The 16,018-nt window shown below is 60.2% G+C and carries 17 protein-coding genes; 11 read left to right on the top strand and 6 right to left on the bottom strand.

What is annotated here, in order from left to right:
- Positions 1–10 precede the first annotated feature (10 nt).
- Positions 11–2,020, top strand: coding sequence for an acyltransferase family protein (locus FAZ69_RS08310; RefSeq protein ID WP_136893472.1), 2,010 nt, complete (start codon positions 11–13; stop codon positions 2,018–2,020).
- 306 nt (positions 2,021–2,326) lie between these two features.
- Here the strand turns inward: FAZ69_RS08310 and FAZ69_RS08315 are convergent, their stop codons facing one another.
- The 3 genes from FAZ69_RS08315 to FAZ69_RS08325 all read right to left on the bottom strand — a co-directional run bounded on the left by FAZ69_RS08315 (position 2,327) and on the right by FAZ69_RS08325 (position 4,459).
- On the bottom strand, positions 2,327–3,574 hold the full coding sequence (locus tag FAZ69_RS08315) for a site-specific integrase (RefSeq protein WP_240702148.1): 1,248 nt from the start codon (positions 3,572–3,574) through the stop codon (positions 2,327–2,329).
- Between the two features lies 1 nt (position 3,575).
- On the bottom strand, positions 3,576–3,836 hold the full coding sequence (locus FAZ69_RS08320) for a helix-turn-helix domain-containing protein (protein WP_136893473.1): 261 nt from the start codon (positions 3,834–3,836) through the stop codon (positions 3,576–3,578).
- 98 nt (positions 3,837–3,934) lie between these two features.
- Positions 3,935–4,459 carry a hypothetical protein gene (locus FAZ69_RS08325; protein WP_136893474.1) on the bottom strand — a complete coding sequence of 175 codons (525 nt, stop codon included), beginning with the start codon at positions 4,457–4,459 and terminating at the stop codon, positions 3,935–3,937.
- Positions 4,460–4,680: 221 nt separating this feature from the next.
- On the opposite strand from FAZ69_RS08325, the gene FAZ69_RS08330 reads away from it, so the two are divergent.
- Together FAZ69_RS08330 and flhD are read left to right on the top strand one after the other, a co-directional pair.
- Positions 4,681–5,076, top strand: a complete 396-nt coding sequence (locus FAZ69_RS08330) for a hypothetical protein (RefSeq protein WP_240702149.1) — start codon at positions 4,681–4,683, stop codon at positions 5,074–5,076.
- A gap of 47 nt (positions 5,077–5,123) precedes the next feature.
- A complete protein-coding gene (gene flhD, locus FAZ69_RS08335; protein ID WP_136893475.1) occupies positions 5,124–5,453 on the top strand; it encodes a flagellar transcriptional regulator FlhD in 330 nt (109 codons plus the stop codon).
- Between the two features lie 61 nt (positions 5,454–5,514).
- Here flhD and FAZ69_RS08340 read toward each other — a convergent pair whose 3' ends face one another.
- On the bottom strand, positions 5,515–8,082 hold the full coding sequence (locus tag FAZ69_RS08340; RefSeq protein WP_136893476.1) for a DotA/TraY family protein: 2,568 nt from the start codon (positions 8,080–8,082) through the stop codon (positions 5,515–5,517).
- Positions 8,083–8,253: 171 nt separating this feature from the next.
- Between FAZ69_RS08340 and FAZ69_RS08345 the strand changes: the two genes are divergently transcribed.
- The 3 genes from FAZ69_RS08345 to FAZ69_RS08355 are packed head-to-tail and all read left to right on the top strand — an operon-like array spanning position 8,254 to position 10,385.
- Positions 8,254–8,751, top strand: a complete 498-nt coding sequence (locus tag FAZ69_RS08345; protein WP_136893477.1) for a hypothetical protein — start codon at positions 8,254–8,256, stop codon at positions 8,749–8,751.
- 3 nt (positions 8,752–8,754) lie between these two features.
- Positions 8,755–9,636, top strand: coding sequence for a hypothetical protein (locus FAZ69_RS08350; protein ID WP_136893478.1), 882 nt, complete (start codon positions 8,755–8,757; stop codon positions 9,634–9,636).
- 53 nt (positions 9,637–9,689) lie between these two features.
- On the top strand, positions 9,690–10,385 hold the full coding sequence (locus tag FAZ69_RS08355) for a hypothetical protein (protein WP_136893479.1): 696 nt from the start codon (positions 9,690–9,692) through the stop codon (positions 10,383–10,385).
- Positions 10,386–10,462: 77 nt separating this feature from the next.
- On the opposite strand, the gene FAZ69_RS08360 is transcribed toward FAZ69_RS08355, so the two are convergent.
- Together FAZ69_RS08360 and FAZ69_RS08365 are read right to left on the bottom strand one after the other, a co-directional pair.
- A complete protein-coding gene (locus tag FAZ69_RS08360; protein WP_136893480.1) occupies positions 10,463–11,692 on the bottom strand; it encodes a hypothetical protein in 1,230 nt (409 codons plus the stop codon).
- A gap of 11 nt (positions 11,693–11,703) precedes the next feature.
- Positions 11,704–11,949: a hypothetical protein gene (locus FAZ69_RS08365; protein ID WP_136893481.1), complete on the bottom strand. Its 246-nt coding sequence runs from the start codon at positions 11,947–11,949 to the stop codon at positions 11,704–11,706.
- A gap of 436 nt (positions 11,950–12,385) precedes the next feature.
- On the opposite strand from FAZ69_RS08365, the gene FAZ69_RS33215 reads away from it, so the two are divergent.
- Genes FAZ69_RS33215 through FAZ69_RS08385 form a run of 5 tightly spaced genes read left to right on the top strand, consistent with a single transcriptional unit; the run spans position 12,386 to position 15,964 of the window.
- The gene (locus FAZ69_RS33215; protein WP_169708594.1) at positions 12,386–12,538 is read left to right on the top strand and encodes a hypothetical protein; all 153 of its coding nucleotides are present in this window, start codon (positions 12,386–12,388) and stop codon (positions 12,536–12,538) included.
- Positions 12,531–12,803: a hypothetical protein gene (locus FAZ69_RS08370; RefSeq protein WP_136893482.1), complete on the top strand. Its 273-nt coding sequence runs from the start codon at positions 12,531–12,533 to the stop codon at positions 12,801–12,803. The genes FAZ69_RS33215 and FAZ69_RS08370 overlap by 8 nt, the downstream gene beginning before the upstream one ends.
- Entirely contained in the window at positions 12,800–13,483 is a 684-nt protein-coding gene (locus FAZ69_RS08375; RefSeq protein WP_136893483.1) for a DotI/IcmL family type IV secretion protein, read from the top strand. The genes FAZ69_RS08370 and FAZ69_RS08375 overlap by 4 nt, the downstream gene beginning before the upstream one ends.
- A gap of 10 nt (positions 13,484–13,493) precedes the next feature.
- Positions 13,494–14,603, top strand: a complete 1,110-nt coding sequence (locus FAZ69_RS08380; protein ID WP_136893484.1) for a DotH/IcmK family type IV secretion protein — start codon at positions 13,494–13,496, stop codon at positions 14,601–14,603.
- Positions 14,604–14,635: 32 nt separating this feature from the next.
- On the top strand, positions 14,636–15,964 hold the full coding sequence (locus FAZ69_RS08385) for a TrbI/VirB10 family protein (protein ID WP_136893485.1): 1,329 nt from the start codon (positions 14,636–14,638) through the stop codon (positions 15,962–15,964).
- The last annotated feature ends 54 nt before the right edge of the window (positions 15,965–16,018 follow it).

A 16,018-nucleotide genomic window follows, 5' to 3' on the forward strand; every position in this document is an offset into this window, starting at 1 on the left:
GAGTACCTGCGTGAACCAACATCAGCCCCGCCATCTGTCTCCTCACTATCGTCCCGACATCGACGGACTACGCGCGATAGCCGTCCTCTCAGTCGTGCTTGCACATGCCGGTTTTTCCGCCTTTGCCGGAGGCTTTACTGGTGTAGATGTTTTTTTCACCATATCCGGGTTCGTCGTAACGAATTCCATCCTCGGCGACCTCGAGCGAGGCGCATTTTCGTTCAAAGGGTTTTATGCGCGTCGTGCGAAGCGATTGGCTCCGGCGCTTTACGTAGTGCTGGCTACGACCTTTGTGTTCAGCATCCTTTTTTCGTTTCCGGACGACACGTTCCATCTTGCGAAGAACATCCTGGCGGTCGCCACGATGACTTCGAACATCTTCCTGTCGAAACAGACTGGATACTTTGACGCTGCAGCTGGGGATCAACCACTGCTGCATACATGGTCGCTATCGGTCGAGGAGCAGTTTTATGTCGTACTGCCGCTTCTCGTGTACTGGTTGTACCGGAAAGCTCGGAAGTGGCTTGTGCCGACCCTGTTCATTCTTGCGGCGATATCGTTCGGATATGCGGTTGCCGAGGCTCACCGTGACGTGGTCGGCGCGTACTATTTCGCTCAAAACCGCGCATTCGAATTCCTTGTTGGTGCTTTGCTCGCGCTCTATGAATCCCGGCGTACGCCCATCAAAAAGCGGCTGTACGATTTCCTGTTTGTTGCCGCACTCGCCATTGTCCTTGCGGCCGCAAACGACAGTACGACGCAGCAGTTTCCCGGTATCGGGGCACTCGCGCCGTGCGGTGGTGCTCTGCTGTTGATTTTTGCCGGACGCCGCGCGACGTTCGCCCACGTGTTGCTTTCGAATAGGGCGACGGTATTCGTAGGCCGGATCTCCTACCCGCTTTACCTGTGGCACTGGCCGGTGTATTTTGCGCTGCGCAGGCTCGACCTTGCGTCTGTGGACGGATACGTTGTGGGTATTGGTGTATCGGTTCTATTGGCGACGATGACTTACCTCTACGTCGAAGGTGCTGCACGTCGTGCGGTTATGCCTGTAAGACGCGCGTTGGTCGCGTTCGTCGCGGTGCCAATACTGGCGTCAGGAGCGATAGCTGCCGCAGGGAAAGTTACGGACGGTTTTTTGTTTGCTTATCCGGAGAAGGTCCGAAACGATTTTCGCTGGTCGGGGGACGCGCTGTTTGACATGCCTCGCGGCAAGAAATGCTGGTCGAAGGTTGACGTAACAGACGAAGCAAGCTGCACGTTGGGAGCGCCGGGCTCCAAGGATAAGGCAATACTGTGGGGCGATTCTCACGCCTACCACCTCATCTATTTCTTTGACGAGTTGGGCAAGGCAAAGCATATGGCGATCCACGATGTAGGATTCACGCTTTGCCCGCCGATCGAGAATGAACCGCCTAAACCAGGCGACATGACATTGCTCGAGGATCACCTGAAATGCGTCCAGCACAACAAAGCCGTGATGGCCTTTGTGATGACGCAGCCGGACATCCGCACGGTATTCATGGCCGCGGCATGGCAGAACTACCAAAACCTGTCTGGCGACTCCGCGCTAAGCCCGAATCTGCACGGCTTCCTTCCACTCCAGCTTGAAAACGAGCTTGGAAACACAATTGCGAAGCTGACAGGCGCCGGAAAGCATGTCGTGTTGATGGACGATGTTCCGATGATCCCGGTGAATCTGGTCAACTGTGACTTCAACAACAACCTGTATTTTCCAGTTCGTCGACAGGCCTGTGAGTTTGACGCGCGAATCGCTCGAGAGCAGCATGCGCCCATACAAGCGATGTTGGATCGTATAAAGACACGATTTCCGCAAATCGACATCATGCACACTTATGACGTCCCATGCACGGAAACCACCTGCACGCTTGATTTCGACGGCCGCCCGATATACCGGTTCGACGACTACCATCACTTAAGCGCCTCCGGCAGCTCGCTGCTATTCCCCAAATACATGGAGAAGCACCCACACGAGCTGGACACTATCCTCGCGCGGTAGCGCTTCGTTGATAGCCGTTGCCGATTGCTAGGCCTGCGTGCCATTCCGGTGTTTGAGTATCGGCTGGATCGATGAGCACGATTGCCATCGAATGGCGGTGGATTCGCGGCGTGCCTGGCTCATTCACTGCGAATGCAGTGGCGATGACGGACGGGAGATAAGTCCCCCCACACCGGTGCATCGAGTCGAACGGCTACGACTGCAAATGAAGGGAACGGTGGAAGCTGTATGCGCATGCATTTGTGCCGTAGCAGCGTGCCGCCTGCCAGCTGAAGCTATAGCGTCGCTTTGGCAAAACGGTACCCATCACAGCGGATCTATCACCAGCACATGCGAACTGTCTTCGTATTCAAGCGGCGGAGTCGGCGCTGGCGCCTTGGCTGACGTTCGCACGAGGTTGACGAGCTCGCGCAAGAGCAGGTCCTTTGCGCGCAGCGAGACTTCCTCGACATCCCGACCGGAGACCTGCAGATGCCGAAAATCCAGAAACTGCAGCGTAATGCCGGTGTCGCTGGCCGACACCGAGGCGGGGTAGGGCACGACCGCCTGGACGATGACGCGCTTGCCTTTGTTCAGCGTCTTCTTCCCGTCGAGCTTTTCAACGAGATTGCTGGCCTTGAGGTGCGTATATCGACGCAGCATCTGCATCGACTTGTGTCCGCTGATGGTTGCAACTTCCATCATGTCGAGCGTGCCGAGCTCGAATAGACGAGACACAGCCTCGTGCCGCAGATCATGGAAGTGAAGGTTCTCGATGCCGCACCTTCCAACGAGGTTGCGCCACGCCGATTTGAAGCCGTCCGACGTGTATTTGAAAACCTTGCCCCGCGTGCCGACCCCGAGGCGCGTGAGCGCGTCGACGGCGCGCAGGCTGAGCGGAACATCGCGCTTCGAACCGTTCTTGGTGATCGGCAGATGCGCGACCCGGGTCCGCAGGTCGATGTGTTCCCATTCGAGGCCAAGGATCTCGCCCTGCCGCATCGCGGTTTCCAGGGCAAGCACGATGATCGAATAGATATCCTGGTTCCGGTGCGCCGACGCCGCGCGCAGCACGCGCCGCTCTTCACCCCACGTCAAGCGACGGTCGCGGCCGGGCGGCAGCTTCGGCTTGCGCACGCGCAAGACGGGATTGTCCTTGCAGGCTCCCCATTCGATGATCGCGATGTTGAGCAGATCGCTGAGCATCGCCAGTTCCAGGCGAACCGTATTGGGCGATACCAGCCGCTTCGTGTGCGGCGCAATCGTGGCGAGGCGCATGTCGCGATAGTTCGCGACGTCCACGGTGGTGATTTCGCTGATCTTCAGCTTGCCCAGGAACGACCGCCAAATAGGGCGAGCTCGATACCTCTCCTGCTTGGCGCCGCGCTTATGCGCCGAGATCCGCTCTGTGTAGGTCTTTAACGCTTCCTTGATCGTCGATGTGGGCAGCACGGGTGCGCCCGGAACATCGTCATCGCGTGTGCGTGGTTCTAGCGGTCGGGGAGGGGATGGTGGCGGGGGGGCGGAAGACAGGGCGCCGCCGGCGGCTTGCGCGGCCCCGGAGGCCGGAAACAAGTCAGGATTCACTGGGTTGGGGATGCGATTGCGTGGAGTCGAGTTCTCGTTCGATTGCGGCCGCAAATTCCGTCAGTGATATCCCAAGCGCCCGGCTGAGTGCGAGCAGCGTGTCCAGGGTCGGCGAAGCCTCGCCGAGTTCCAATGAGGAAATGTACGAGCGGTCGAGGCGAGCGCGGACGGCCAGATCCCGCTGGGTCGCTTTTCGAGCTTTGCGTAACGAGCGAAGCGCCTTGCCGAAGGCGAGGTTTTGACTGTGCATGCTGGCCGATTGTTTTCGGCCAGCATTGTCATTCGAGATAAGGGGCAAAATTCTGGATATACCCAGAATTTCAGGGATATCGCCCCAAAATTTCTTTACTATGCCCCGGCGAAGAAACGGCTGGCGGACGACGGCCGATTGGCCATGCTGGCCCGCCGCTGCTGCCAGGTTTCGGGGATGTGCAGCGGCACGATGCGGCCGACGCGGACGGGCTTGCCTTGGCGAACAAGACAGAAACCGAGCAGCGTCTCACGCGCGAGGTCGCCGCAGCGCGCGAGCGGCACATGAATTTCGATCGCGATCTGGGGGATGAGGGTATCCATCACCGTCAGGCCTTCCGTCATCAGCAGCAGGCTGGAGCGATCGTCGTAGCCGTGCAACGCCGCTGCGATCGGCAGGTGCTCGAGCCACGGCGCCTCGCGCGCATCCATTGCGAGCATGAGGCCCAGATCGTCGCGTGCGAAGCCGAAGAGATCCGTGTGGGCAGGCGAAATCTGCACTCCGCGCATCGGCGTCTCGATGGCGCGGATACCCGCGTCGCCCAGAGTCGATGTCCACTTCAGGAAGTCAACGCACGCGATAAGCCGATTGGATTCAAAAACAAAGTTTTGTTTGTTTTCCATTTGGTGGAAAGTACCATGATTTTAGACAAATGCTAACCGTTTTGATAAACTATTGCCACGCTTTAAAGGCGCTATGGACACTCTTGGCGCATCAATGTCTGCACCCGAGACTCATCCGGGGGATGCCCGTCATCGAGGATCTGGCCGTTTTGCCGAGCGCTGTCCCGGCGCGTGAGCGTTTCGCAATCCACTCCCGCGATCTTTGCTGACGGAGCCTGACGATGATGCAGAAAACCCCCGGGAAGCCGGACATTCCAACTGATCAAATAGATCTCTTTCCGTTTGGCGACGAGCTTGTCGCGCGCATGCCGCAAGAGCGTGTGCATGAGGAAGTGCATCAGGGTATCCCGGCGTTGTCGGCCGTCGCCGATGCGACGGTCTCGCTGTCGAATCGTTTGCCGAACGACGCGCGCAACGCTCTTTTTTTCTCGGCGCCAGGCGTGGACGAGGGCTTGCGCGAGATTGCAGTGGAAGTCGCACTGAGACGGCGCGAAGAGGCGACAGTGGTGCAACCGGACTTCGATTACCTGCGCGGGCAGCAGTCCGCCACGCGGCAGAACTATGAGACGGGCGAAAACGATCTGTGGATGCCGAGGCCTCCGCGCCCGGGAGACTGACGAATCCAAGCAAAAACGGATGAATGCAATGTTTGCCGGAGAGGGTGATGGGTCTCGCGTCGTCTGAATTGCACGATGAAGTGAAGGAATTGAACCTGTCCTACTTGATGCTCGCACAGCGCATGCTGCGCGACGACAAGGAGGCGGGCATGTACCGCCTGGGGTTCTCGGTGGAGGTGGCCGATGTCGTTGCGAAACTGACGATGGCACAGATTCTTCGTCTGTCGACATCGGCGACGCTCCTGTGCCGGTTTCGCTTCAACGATCACGCGGTACTGTCGGCGCTTGCGGATAAGCGCTCGAAGGTGCCGCAGCAGACGGCCGGAATTCATCAGGCCATCGTGTTGGCTGGTCAGACGGTCGAGCAACCGACCTAACTCGGCTTCGTGATGCCAAGCCTGAGCGCCAAGCGTTGCTCACCTGCGCGCCGGGAGCCGGTCAGTCTTTTTGAGGCGAGATAGCTGCCCCCATTCCGGTATCGGTCATCGCCTGCGCCTGATGGCGGCCGCCCAGCGCCTCCAGGATTTCGCCATGGCGTTTCTCTTCGATATCGCGCTGCTGCTTGGCCTCGGTCCCCTGCCGCTCGCTTCGAGACGAGATATCTGCTCCCTCGCCTGTATCCGTCATCGTCTGCGCGTAACGGCTGACGCTCTGCGCCTCCAGCATTTCTTCATGGCGCTTGCTTCCGGTATCGCTCTGCCCACTAGCCCCAGGATTGGAGGAATCCTTGCCCGATGGAGACTTGTTGGCGCTGTCCATTGCGCGGGACATCGCCTGTTGCGCCTGCGAGCTGGCTGTGTTTTCGATGCGGCCCCTGGCGCCTTGCTCGCCGAGGTCGCCGATGCCCGCGCCGACCCACCGCAAGATGCGGTCCGGAAGCGTTTGAGGCAATCCGAACGCCATCATGAACGTGCTCGTCAAAACCGTCCCGTAGCCGAGCATGTACGCCGCGATCGATGTCGTCATCAACTCGGAGCCTTGCGCCACAGATTCGAATTTGGCAAGGAAGGCGGCATTGATGAAGTCGATTGCGGGACCCAGGATTGCGTTGCTCGCGACGAGGCCAATGATCATGAGCGCGGGCCGGAAGAAGCCGGACATGACCAGCATGTAACCCTGCATCTGTCCGCCGATGAAGCTGTTGTCGCGCGCAGGCGTTGTGTGTGCAGCGGCCCAGAGCATACCGGCCGCCATCATCTCGACGACGAACAGGAGCCACCCGATCACGCCGAGCGCGAATATGTAGAAGGGCACCATCGGCAACCAGATGCTCATCCAATTGCCGAGATACATGAGCGTGTAAAGTGCCGGCTTGACGATGTCGAACCGCTCATCGATAAACGTCGAGATGCCCTTTACGATTCCCGACACGATCCCGGTAGCGGCACTGACGTTGGTTCCCAAAACGCTTTCATTGGAGACAGCGTCAGCCTCTTTTCCTATGCCGGCCAAAACGGCAGTGGTATCGGCTTTCCACTGGAGGATATCGTCGACGACGGACGTAATGGAGTCGCCGATATCTTTGACGTGCATGACCGCGTCGTCCTGCTGGCCGATGGCGTTAACCACTTTTCCAACCAGCCATGTCGGGATCTTGTTGTAGATCTGCGCAACGGTTTGCTTGACGTCTGTTCCGCCTGCGGTGAAATCATTGAGGGTGAAATTGCTTTGAAGAGAGGGGGACGCAGGGGAGGCGTTAGCCGTTCCTGCGGCCGCAGGCAGTGCGAGGGCCTGCTTGGTTGCTTCGGCTGCCGCAACTTCATACGGGATGACTATCGATGAGACGGCGTTGTACATGTCGCCGTTGCTGAACATGCTGCGAATGCCGGCTTCGTCGGGTTCAGTGGTGGTCAGCGTGGATTCCGATGCGGATTTGACGAAGTCTTTGATTTGGGCAAGGTTGTTCCAGTACGAGCCCGCCATGGTCCAGCCCTGGCTTGTCAGCGCCGTGGCAAGCGCATCCGTGCTTTGCTTGGAGATATCGTTGCGCACAGCAGTCTGGATGGTGTTTTCCAACTGGCTCTTGTAGTTCGCAATATCGGCGGCCATGGCCTGGGCACTAACCGGGGGGGCGCTGTCGACGGCTTGCATGATCGCGTTTGCTTCCGAAGGCACCGGGCTCGAGCTGTCCGGCGAAAACATGTTCTTGTAAAAATCGAGGCGAGCCGACGCCAGATCACTACGCAAGGTCTGCAACGTCTGGTTGGTCGAGATATCCTTCACAGCCGCGGTTGCCAACCCTTGCAATCCATTGCTCGCGGCAGCGTTGGCGGCATCCTTGAAGACGGGTTGTTCATCGTCCAGCGTTATCGAGCCGCACAGCTTGTCGCTCCCGGGAGCATAGGGATCCGCGAAATAGATGATGGTCTCTGCAGTCTGTGTCCCGACCCACGTTCCATTGATGGGTTTCGTCTGAAAGGACAAGCTGAGGGGCTGCCCGGCTTGATTTGTCAGCCCCAGGGAATTGAACGCCTTGTTCATGGCCCCTGCGCAGACTTCCATGCGAATTGCCTGGGAGACCGCATTGCTGAAGTTGGTATCGTCGGCCACGCTGTTCAGTGCGCTTTGGGTGACGTCGGTTGCAACCACGGAGCTGACGACGTTCGTCCACAGATTCGACGCGAAGCCGACCGACCATGCCACGACGTAAAGCAGGATGATCTGCACGGGTGCATACCCGCTCGCGGCTGGGATCAGCGAGCCGGCGGCGGCAACCGTTCGGACCGGGGTGTAGAAGGTGTTCCAGGTCTTGCCGAGCACTTCGCCGTCGCTGGCTGAGTTCGACACGCCGAAGATGGTCACGGCCGTCAGGATGAGCGAGCCAAACAGCAGCACCCCCGAATCGAAGTAGCGGAAGGCGGCGGCCAGCATGTTCGATGCGTCCGTCACCTGTGCTCCGCCGGCGTTGACCGGACTGCTCGTCATGGTGTTCACGACGTTCCCGAATATCTTCCACAGCAGCACCATCGCCGCATCACTTCCAGATGGAATGAACGGATTCGTCATATCAACCCCAGCCTCAAGATTGAGTTCAAAAAAATAATTTAATTTGAATCATGAATACGTGGTATTTTACAATAAAGTGTGAAAATTTGTAGTTATATCGAGATTTGTTCGTCTGAGGGCAAATCGGCGCTGACAGGGTAGTGAACCCTGACTCAACCATGTGAGGGACCTATGCAATTTGCCGAGCGCTCTTCCGCTGCCCAGCACGTTGTCGAGCAACTCGCGAATGTCTCGCCCGAGTTCGGGCCGCAGGCGTTTGGCCCGATCGTCGCCTCGCGCGTCACGGCCATGCTGACCGCGATCGATGCTGCTGCTTCGACGGCCGGGCAGCCGCTTCTTGTCACCGATCTGCTACCGGGTGTCGACCTCATCGTTGCGCCCGATCACTCCCAGCCGGCGCAGCGCGCGCCCGCGGATGCGCCGAGCCTCGCATCGACCTGGGATCGGGAGCCGGCGGGCGCTGACTGGATCGGCGCGCTCGCCGGCCTGGTGACCGCCGCGCTGAGTCAAGCTCGCGCAGGCGCGGGTGAGCAGGGAGCCTGGTATCACCATGGCGGCGATGGCCTGCATTACTTTGTGTTCGATTCCCGCGACCGTGCGCAAGCGCTGCAGCAGTTGGGCGTCGAAGAAACTGATCTCGTGATGGTGTCACGTATCGAGGAGGTGTAAGCCATGAAGCTCTCTCTCCAGGCAGACGAATTTTCTCCGCAACCGGCGCCGTTCATCGCGTTCGCCCGCATGGGCGAGATCGTCCGGGAAAACAGTCTGTACGGCGATCGCACGCTCGGCATGAACGGTACGCATTTGCGCAACATCGCCACTGCAACGGCGCGCGAAGACGCCGAGGCGGCCATCGATCGGCTCGAGGCCGGCGTGCGCAATGCGCACGGCAGGGAAGCGCGCCAGTCGTTCCGCGATGCGCTTTCGATGGCCAAGCACAGCGAGAATCCGCATCAACTGCACTACCTTGCGAGCATGTTCATCAACCATCCGAACGTCATTCGGGAGATCGCGAAGAACCCGCATATCGAAACGCGCACGCAACTGGCCGTCCTCGATGATTCTGTGCTCGGTCAGGATGTGCGCCTGCAGCGCAATCTGGGCGACAACCCGGCTATCGGGCCGGAAGTGATGACGCGCCTGCTGAACAACAGCGAGGACTCGATCACCCATTACGCGGTTACGCGTAACGCGGTGCGCAAGTCCCTGCAGTCCAATGGGCCTGACACGCCATACGTTAAAATCTGCGACATGCTCGCCGATACGAGCCGTGACCCTGCGCTGCGCCTGGCCGCGCTTGCAGGCGTGCGAGATCACAGCGTCATGCGCAAGATCGTGCGTACTCGTGACGCGGTGTTCGGTGCGCGTGAACTGGAGGCGATCGCCGGCAACATCCATGCTCCGAAGGACGTGCTTGCGGAGATGGCGAATGCCTCGGGCCCGCGTCAGGCCGAGCATGCCGCGTTCGGCGCTGCGATCGGCCAGCGCGCAGCGCTCACGCTTGCACGCCTGTCGCATCCCGAAATGGATAACGACGCAGTGCGGCGGTCGTAGCGAGGCCGCGAAGAACCGGCGGGACCTCATCCAATAGCAAACAAGTCAGCACCATGTACTTCTCGACATCGAATTCCGGCAACCAGCAGGCAGCGAAGATCGTGGCACTTTCGGCTGCGGCGTTTGGCGCGGAGCTCACCAAGGACAGGTACGCGCACGTGCCGTTCGAGTCCGTGGCTGCGGCGATTTCGCATGCCAAGGCGATCCCGGCCGACCAGGTGGCGAGAGAGCTATTTCAACTCGATCCCGAGCGTCGCCGGAAGTCCTTGAGCGTGGGGCTCTCGCAGATGGTGAAGGCCTTCGGCAACGAAGAGCAGGCGATGGCTTTTTTCCGGCAGGTGCGTGAGCCCGTCGCGACGCTGCGCTTCGAAGGCGTTGGCGGTATCAGCGAATCTGCGCTGCAGGTGAAAAACCGGCTCGCCGCGCTTGCTTCGGACGCGTATTTGACGCGCCAGGGCGCAGCACATGATGGCCTGCTGCCGATCGAGCGGGAGTATGTCGACTTGCTCAAGTCCGTGCGTCGCGAACTGACGGTGGGCGTCGAGCGGGACGTCGTGCCGCCCGACGCGGCAGAAGGGATTGCCGCAGGCATCGAGGGCGCGGTCCGGCACATCCCGCTGCCCGGCATGGCCGAGTACGTCGCGCCGCTGCATGACGTTGCCCGCGAAGAGCTTTTCGAGGAAGCGCGCGAGCGCGTGCGTCAGCGCTACGCGGCCAAGCCGTCGTTCGACGGCCCGGCTCCCGAGTGACGCGCTTCATCGGCTGAATTGAGCTCCAGCGGGACAGGATAGAACCCGTCGTAAATCGAGCGGGTTCCGGGAGCGACTCAAGCGGATGGTGCAAACGAATCGTCAACCGCGGCCAAATCAATGTCGCGATGCGCATACGGCCGTTCCGTGCGATCCGCAGCTTGAGGCTGATCTGCCGCGCGCCGGGCCGCATCCACTTCCGCAATCAGGTCGACGGGCGTCTGATTCGGCTGGGTCAGGCGTATAGCCGACATCTGCGCGCGGACTTCGTCGATGCGCGTGACGGTCACGTCTTCGCCCAGCGTCGCCAGGGCGCATGCGATATCGTCGTTATGCGGCAGAGCCGCGGGCGTTACGGATGGCGCGCGATCCGCATGAGAGAGGATCTCCATGGCTTGCACAATCATCTCGCGGCGGACCTCGGTCCACTCCTCCGATTTGACCTGGCACACCATCCGGTCCTCGGAGGCGTGCGGGTTCTTTTCATGCACGGCGCCATCACGCACATAAAGCGCGTCGGCATCCAGCTGGTGTTTGTCCGCGAACTGGTGCAGCGTACGCGTCTCCTGTTCCAGCATGGTCCAGTACACCGAGTCCATCTTGCAAATGGGGCGGTCGCCGGAGCGCGTGTTCACCTCGCGAACCTCGTTGTTCTCGATCACGATAACCGTTGCGTTGATGCGGTGTGCCAGAGCCAAGCGCGCGATCATTTCCGCGGTGCCGGCTCGCGATGCGGCGGGTTCGCTGGGAGTGCGTGACGGATGGCGCTGCGATTCGCCGTCGACTGGAGCGTGCTCACGTTTGCTCGCCTGTGCAGAACGGCCGTCCTGAGCCGGTTCGCGGTTTTCGGGCTCCTGTGATCGCCCGTGTTTGCGAATCGCATGGAGCGTGTCGTTGAGTGCGGACTTCACGCTGTGGAATCCGTGAGCCAGTGACTCGATGGTCGAGCCGACGAGATTCGCAGCCGTGTTTATCGTGGTCAAGTTGAGGCCTGGTTTGGTGTCGGCCACGAAGTCCAGGATCTTCTTCCCCAGCCCGCTCCGCAGCCCTTTGCCGATGGCCGGAATGCCGTGCGCCAAGGCACGCGCTCCCTTGGTCGCGGCAAGGCCTTCAGCAATTTCTGAAACCGCGCCAACGCCTTCGGCAATTTCAACGGCACCTGCGAGGGGGGCAACGATTTCAGGCGCAAGGAGTGCGGCCACTCCAATGGCTGCGGGGATGGCGACCGACGAGTCGAGATGAATCTTGCCGAGTTTTTCCGCGAAGCGCTCGAAGAGGTGCGAGGATTTTGTTTGCAATGCGCTCATCGTTTGCTCCATCAGTGGGTTGACGCGTATTCGAGTTCGACCAGGTCGCAGAACTCTCCGACCATCCCAAGCATGTCGCCTACCGACGGATTCGAGGCATCGATTCTGTTCTCCATGAGATCGGACAGAAATGCGGCATACACCGTCGCATGCGACCGGACGAGCGTGCCGCTCGTCTCGATGCGGCGAAAGCAGGCGTCAAGCCGGGGGATGAGGCCCTGAGCCAGGAATTGTTGCGATGTCTGGAACTGAGGCATGAGCAGGCTCCTGTTTGTCGATTACATATCCAGCGACGCGGCGCTGTCTGCGCCGCTCTTGGGGTTAGGGGCTCGACCTAGGCGACGAACCCGTACGCGGCACCTAACGATTTCATTGAGTAGGGTACAAATAAGTTATATTTGTGTCAAATGATGAATAAAAAGATACTTTTGCATCTTTTATGATTCAAAAAAATATTTCAATATGATTGAGTTCGAGGCCGGGCGTCTAGGCTTCCTGGCTTGATGCCATAGCCCCGGCAGGGCATCGAGATTGCGGTGCGGCCACGATTCGTGTGCCATGTGCTGGTTCATGGAGATCCTGGGTGTGGAACATATCAGAGGTGGAATCAAAAACAACTTTTATTTTGAAATATTTTGTTGACGAAGTTATCTCTTGACATGAGAATGCCTGGGAAATTCTGGAGGATCATCCATGGTTGTCGCCGAGGAAAGGGGAGAGAGGGGCTCGCGAGCCAGTCAGTGCCCGCAAGCCGTGCTGCGCGTGCAGACGCTCGAGCCTTTCTTCGAGCGCCGCTTCAAGATGTCTCGTCGCGATCCTGACGCGCCGGTGGTGCATCTTGGCTGACGCCCGTTCCATGAAGCTGCGCGCGCGCCGCACCACGACCTGGGGAAATCCGCCCACGGTCAGCACGCCTCGATTCGTTCGCGTGTTCGCGGGCATCCTGCGGCGAACCAATCACGTCCTCAGCGGCGTCATCCTCCTCCAGCTGGCGCTGATGGCAGGTCTTCTGCTCTGTCTCACGTACGGAACGACGTTCAGCCGTATCTATGCATCCGACGGCTCGTCGCACTCGTGCGAATTTCACTTTTTGTCGAGGGGCAATCGATGAGTCACCCGCAACCGGGAGCCGCTCCTTCGAAAGAGCAGATGATCGATCTCGTTGCGAAGAATCAGCAACTGCAAGGGGCGATCAAGGACGAGCGCAAGTCTTTCACCAACATTCTCGTGAGCGTGATCGCGGTGCTGTCTTTGGTGATCGTGTTCCTGCTCTACCTCGTCTTCGTTCATTTCCCGCAGGACAGGGTGCTGGCGACGGCCAATGCCGCGACTGTCTGCAAGGTGCCGACGCTCGACAAGCCGTACATCAGCGAGGCCCAGGCGCTGAATTTCGCAGAGCAGGCCGTCATTTCGATGTACACGTACAACTACCTCGATTACCGCATGCGGACGCAGCAGGCGGCGAACGAATATTTCAGCAATGGTTTCGCGGATGCGTTCGTTCAGCTCCGCTCGAATTCACAGGAATTGCAGGATGTGATCCAGAAGCGGTTCATCGTGACATCGATAAGCAACCCGAACCAGCCCCCGGTCGTCGCCCGCTCGGGACCCTACAAGGGAGCGTGGGCGTGGGAGGTGTCCGTGCCTGTCTATGTCTACTACACCTCGGGTCACGAGCAATTCCAGGAAAAGCGCCTTGCCAATGTGACGGTCATGCAGGTGCCGCTGTCGCCCTCCAATCCGCGCGGACTCGCAGTCGACAACATCGTGCTGCGCCAGGCACTGAACTAGGAGCGCTCCGTTGAGAAAACATCTTTCCGTTTTGATGGTGGCGCTCGCGCCGGTCATGGTTTTTGCGCAGAGCGCCGGCGGCGGTGGGGTCTATGCGCCCGCGCCGGTTCAGCCGCAACCGCAAATTGCACGGCCGCAGGGCGCCCAGCCGCAGGCGGCATCACGCGCGGCGTCCCGGTATGCGCAGGCGGCGAATCAACCGGCGAATGACGGCGGCGGAGACGGCTCGCTCGATGATGTCACGCCGCCGATTCCCGTTACGCGGAGCGTGGTTCGCAGGCTCGTCCAGGATAGCGATGCGAAGGTCATCGATCCGGCCGAAATCGAGTCGATTCGCTCGACGACTTCGCGTGCGCGCCGCGCAGCGGTTTCTCCGTACCCGGGCAACGTCATGCCCACGCCGATTCATCGAACCGTTGTCTACGCGCCGGATACGCGCAAGCAACCGGAAGCGATTCGTCTCTGGCAAGGCACTGTGACGGCGCTGGTTTTCACGGATATGGCGGGCAATCCATGGAACATCGAATCGATCGCGTTGAACTGTCAGATGTTCGACGACGGCCGTTCATGCGGTAACGGTCAAGGCGCGTCCGCTCAGGTGGCGGGCGGGGCCAATGGCGCGACGCCGAGCTCGGGGCCCGGAGCGCCGACCAACGTGCTGAACCTCCAGTCGCTGATGCAGTACGGATACGGCAACGTCGTGGTGCGTCTGCAGAGCATGGCGAGTCCGATCGTGCTGGTGCTCAAGACGGGGCTCGACAAGAGCAACGAGAACGACATGCAGGTGGATTTCCACGTGCAGGGCCGCAGCCCTTCGGCTCGGCCGGAAATGATGGTGATGCAGACGCTGCCGGGATTCGACGCTCACATGAGCGATTTCCTGTACGGCGTGCCGCCGGGCGGCGCGCGGCAGATGAAGGTGTCCGGAGGGCTGGCGGAAGCGTGGATCTACAACGATGCGCTCTATGTCCGGACGCGCGTATCGATCTTGTCCCCGGCATTCACTGATCACGTCGGCAGTGCGGAGGGAATCGAGGTCTACAAGTACACCTCGGCTGTTCCGACGTTGCTCGCGAGCGTGAACGGCTCGCCGACCACGCTGGTCGTGACGGGCAACTGAATCCGGGGCGGCCACTCAATAGCGGATGCATCATGGCAGATCAGAACACTCAATTCGATCCGGACAAGCAAAGGCGCGACAACGATCAAACCCGCGAGCTCAAGGCGAACAACATACGCGCCGTGTTCGGCACGGGGGCGGGGCGTGTCGCGATCATTGCGGTGGCCCTTGCGATGGTCAGCATGGTCGCATTCGGCCTTTACAACCTTTTTTCCCCGAAGGCGCTCGATCAGCGCGCGGCGCCTGCGGATGCGATGCTCGGTGTGACGGGGCGAGATGGCGACCCGGTCGCGGGGAACGCGGCCGAGGCCCGTGCGCGTGCGGCGCAAAACGCCGTGGAGGCGTCGCAGGCGGCTGCCCAAGGCAAGGCTTACATGGCGCCGCCCCTGCTGGTTGCGAGCAACGCCCAGGCTCTTGCGCCCGTTGGCGAGGATGCGATGGCGCCGGCTTCACAGCCTGCCGATGCAGTGCCGGTTGCGCCGGGCCGGCCTGCGCGTGCGGGGGTAACGGACGCTCAGATCGCAACGACGCTCGGGTATCGCACAGTCAGCGCGGCGATCGGGGCAAGCGAGGTGACGCCGCAGATCATCTCCGTTGCGCGCGGGCAGGATCCGACGCAGCAGCACAGGGCTGCGCCGTATCAGATCGCGTATTACCCGGTGGACGATGCGCAGCAAAGCACTGGATCGGCACGCGGTGCAGCGGCTCAAACGCCCATGCAAGCGGGCGTTCCGAGTGCCGCAGCCTCAGCGGCAGGTTCGGCGGCTACGGCAGTGAAGCATGCTGTTCCGGGATTCGGTGCCGGGGATGCGTTCTACTGCAAGATCTATTTCGGCATGAATAGCGATTTGCCGCGCCGGGATGCCATGGCGAAGTGTTTTGGCGGTGCGGCCGATGGCGCGACCTTCATCGGGAGGGCCGAGGCCTCGACAGAAGGGGTAGCGGAGCCGGGCTTTACCGTGACGTTCGATAAGCTGAAGCTGCCTGGGCGCAATACGCTGGAAGTCAATGCCGTCGCAGTCGATGTCGGCACCATGGAAGAAAACGTCGCGGACGACGTGAGTAGCCACGGCTTCGTGAAGTTCAGCGAGCTCGCGCTCGCGGGCCTGCTCAAGGGCATCGGGCAGATCGCCAACCAGCAGCAGGCGCAGCAGACGACGCAATCGGTCGGCGCCGTGAGCACTTCGACCTACGCAACGCTGAAGCCGGACGCGTTCCAGATTGTCGGCGGCGCCCTGGGCGGTGTCGGCACTGCCGTGGGCGAGCTCTTCCAAAAGAAATCGGATGCGTTGAAGACGACCATCAAGGTGTGGCCGAACAAGGATATCGGGGTGGTTCTTTTTAGCGATGTGATGGAGTAAAAAAAGTGTTTTTTTTGTTTCCGATGGATATAATGGGTTCACTTTTCAATAGGT

This window comes from Trinickia terrae, from assembly GCF_005144415.1.
In the GTDB taxonomy this organism is placed as follows: domain Bacteria; phylum Pseudomonadota; class Gammaproteobacteria; order Burkholderiales; family Burkholderiaceae; genus Trinickia_A; species Trinickia_A terrae.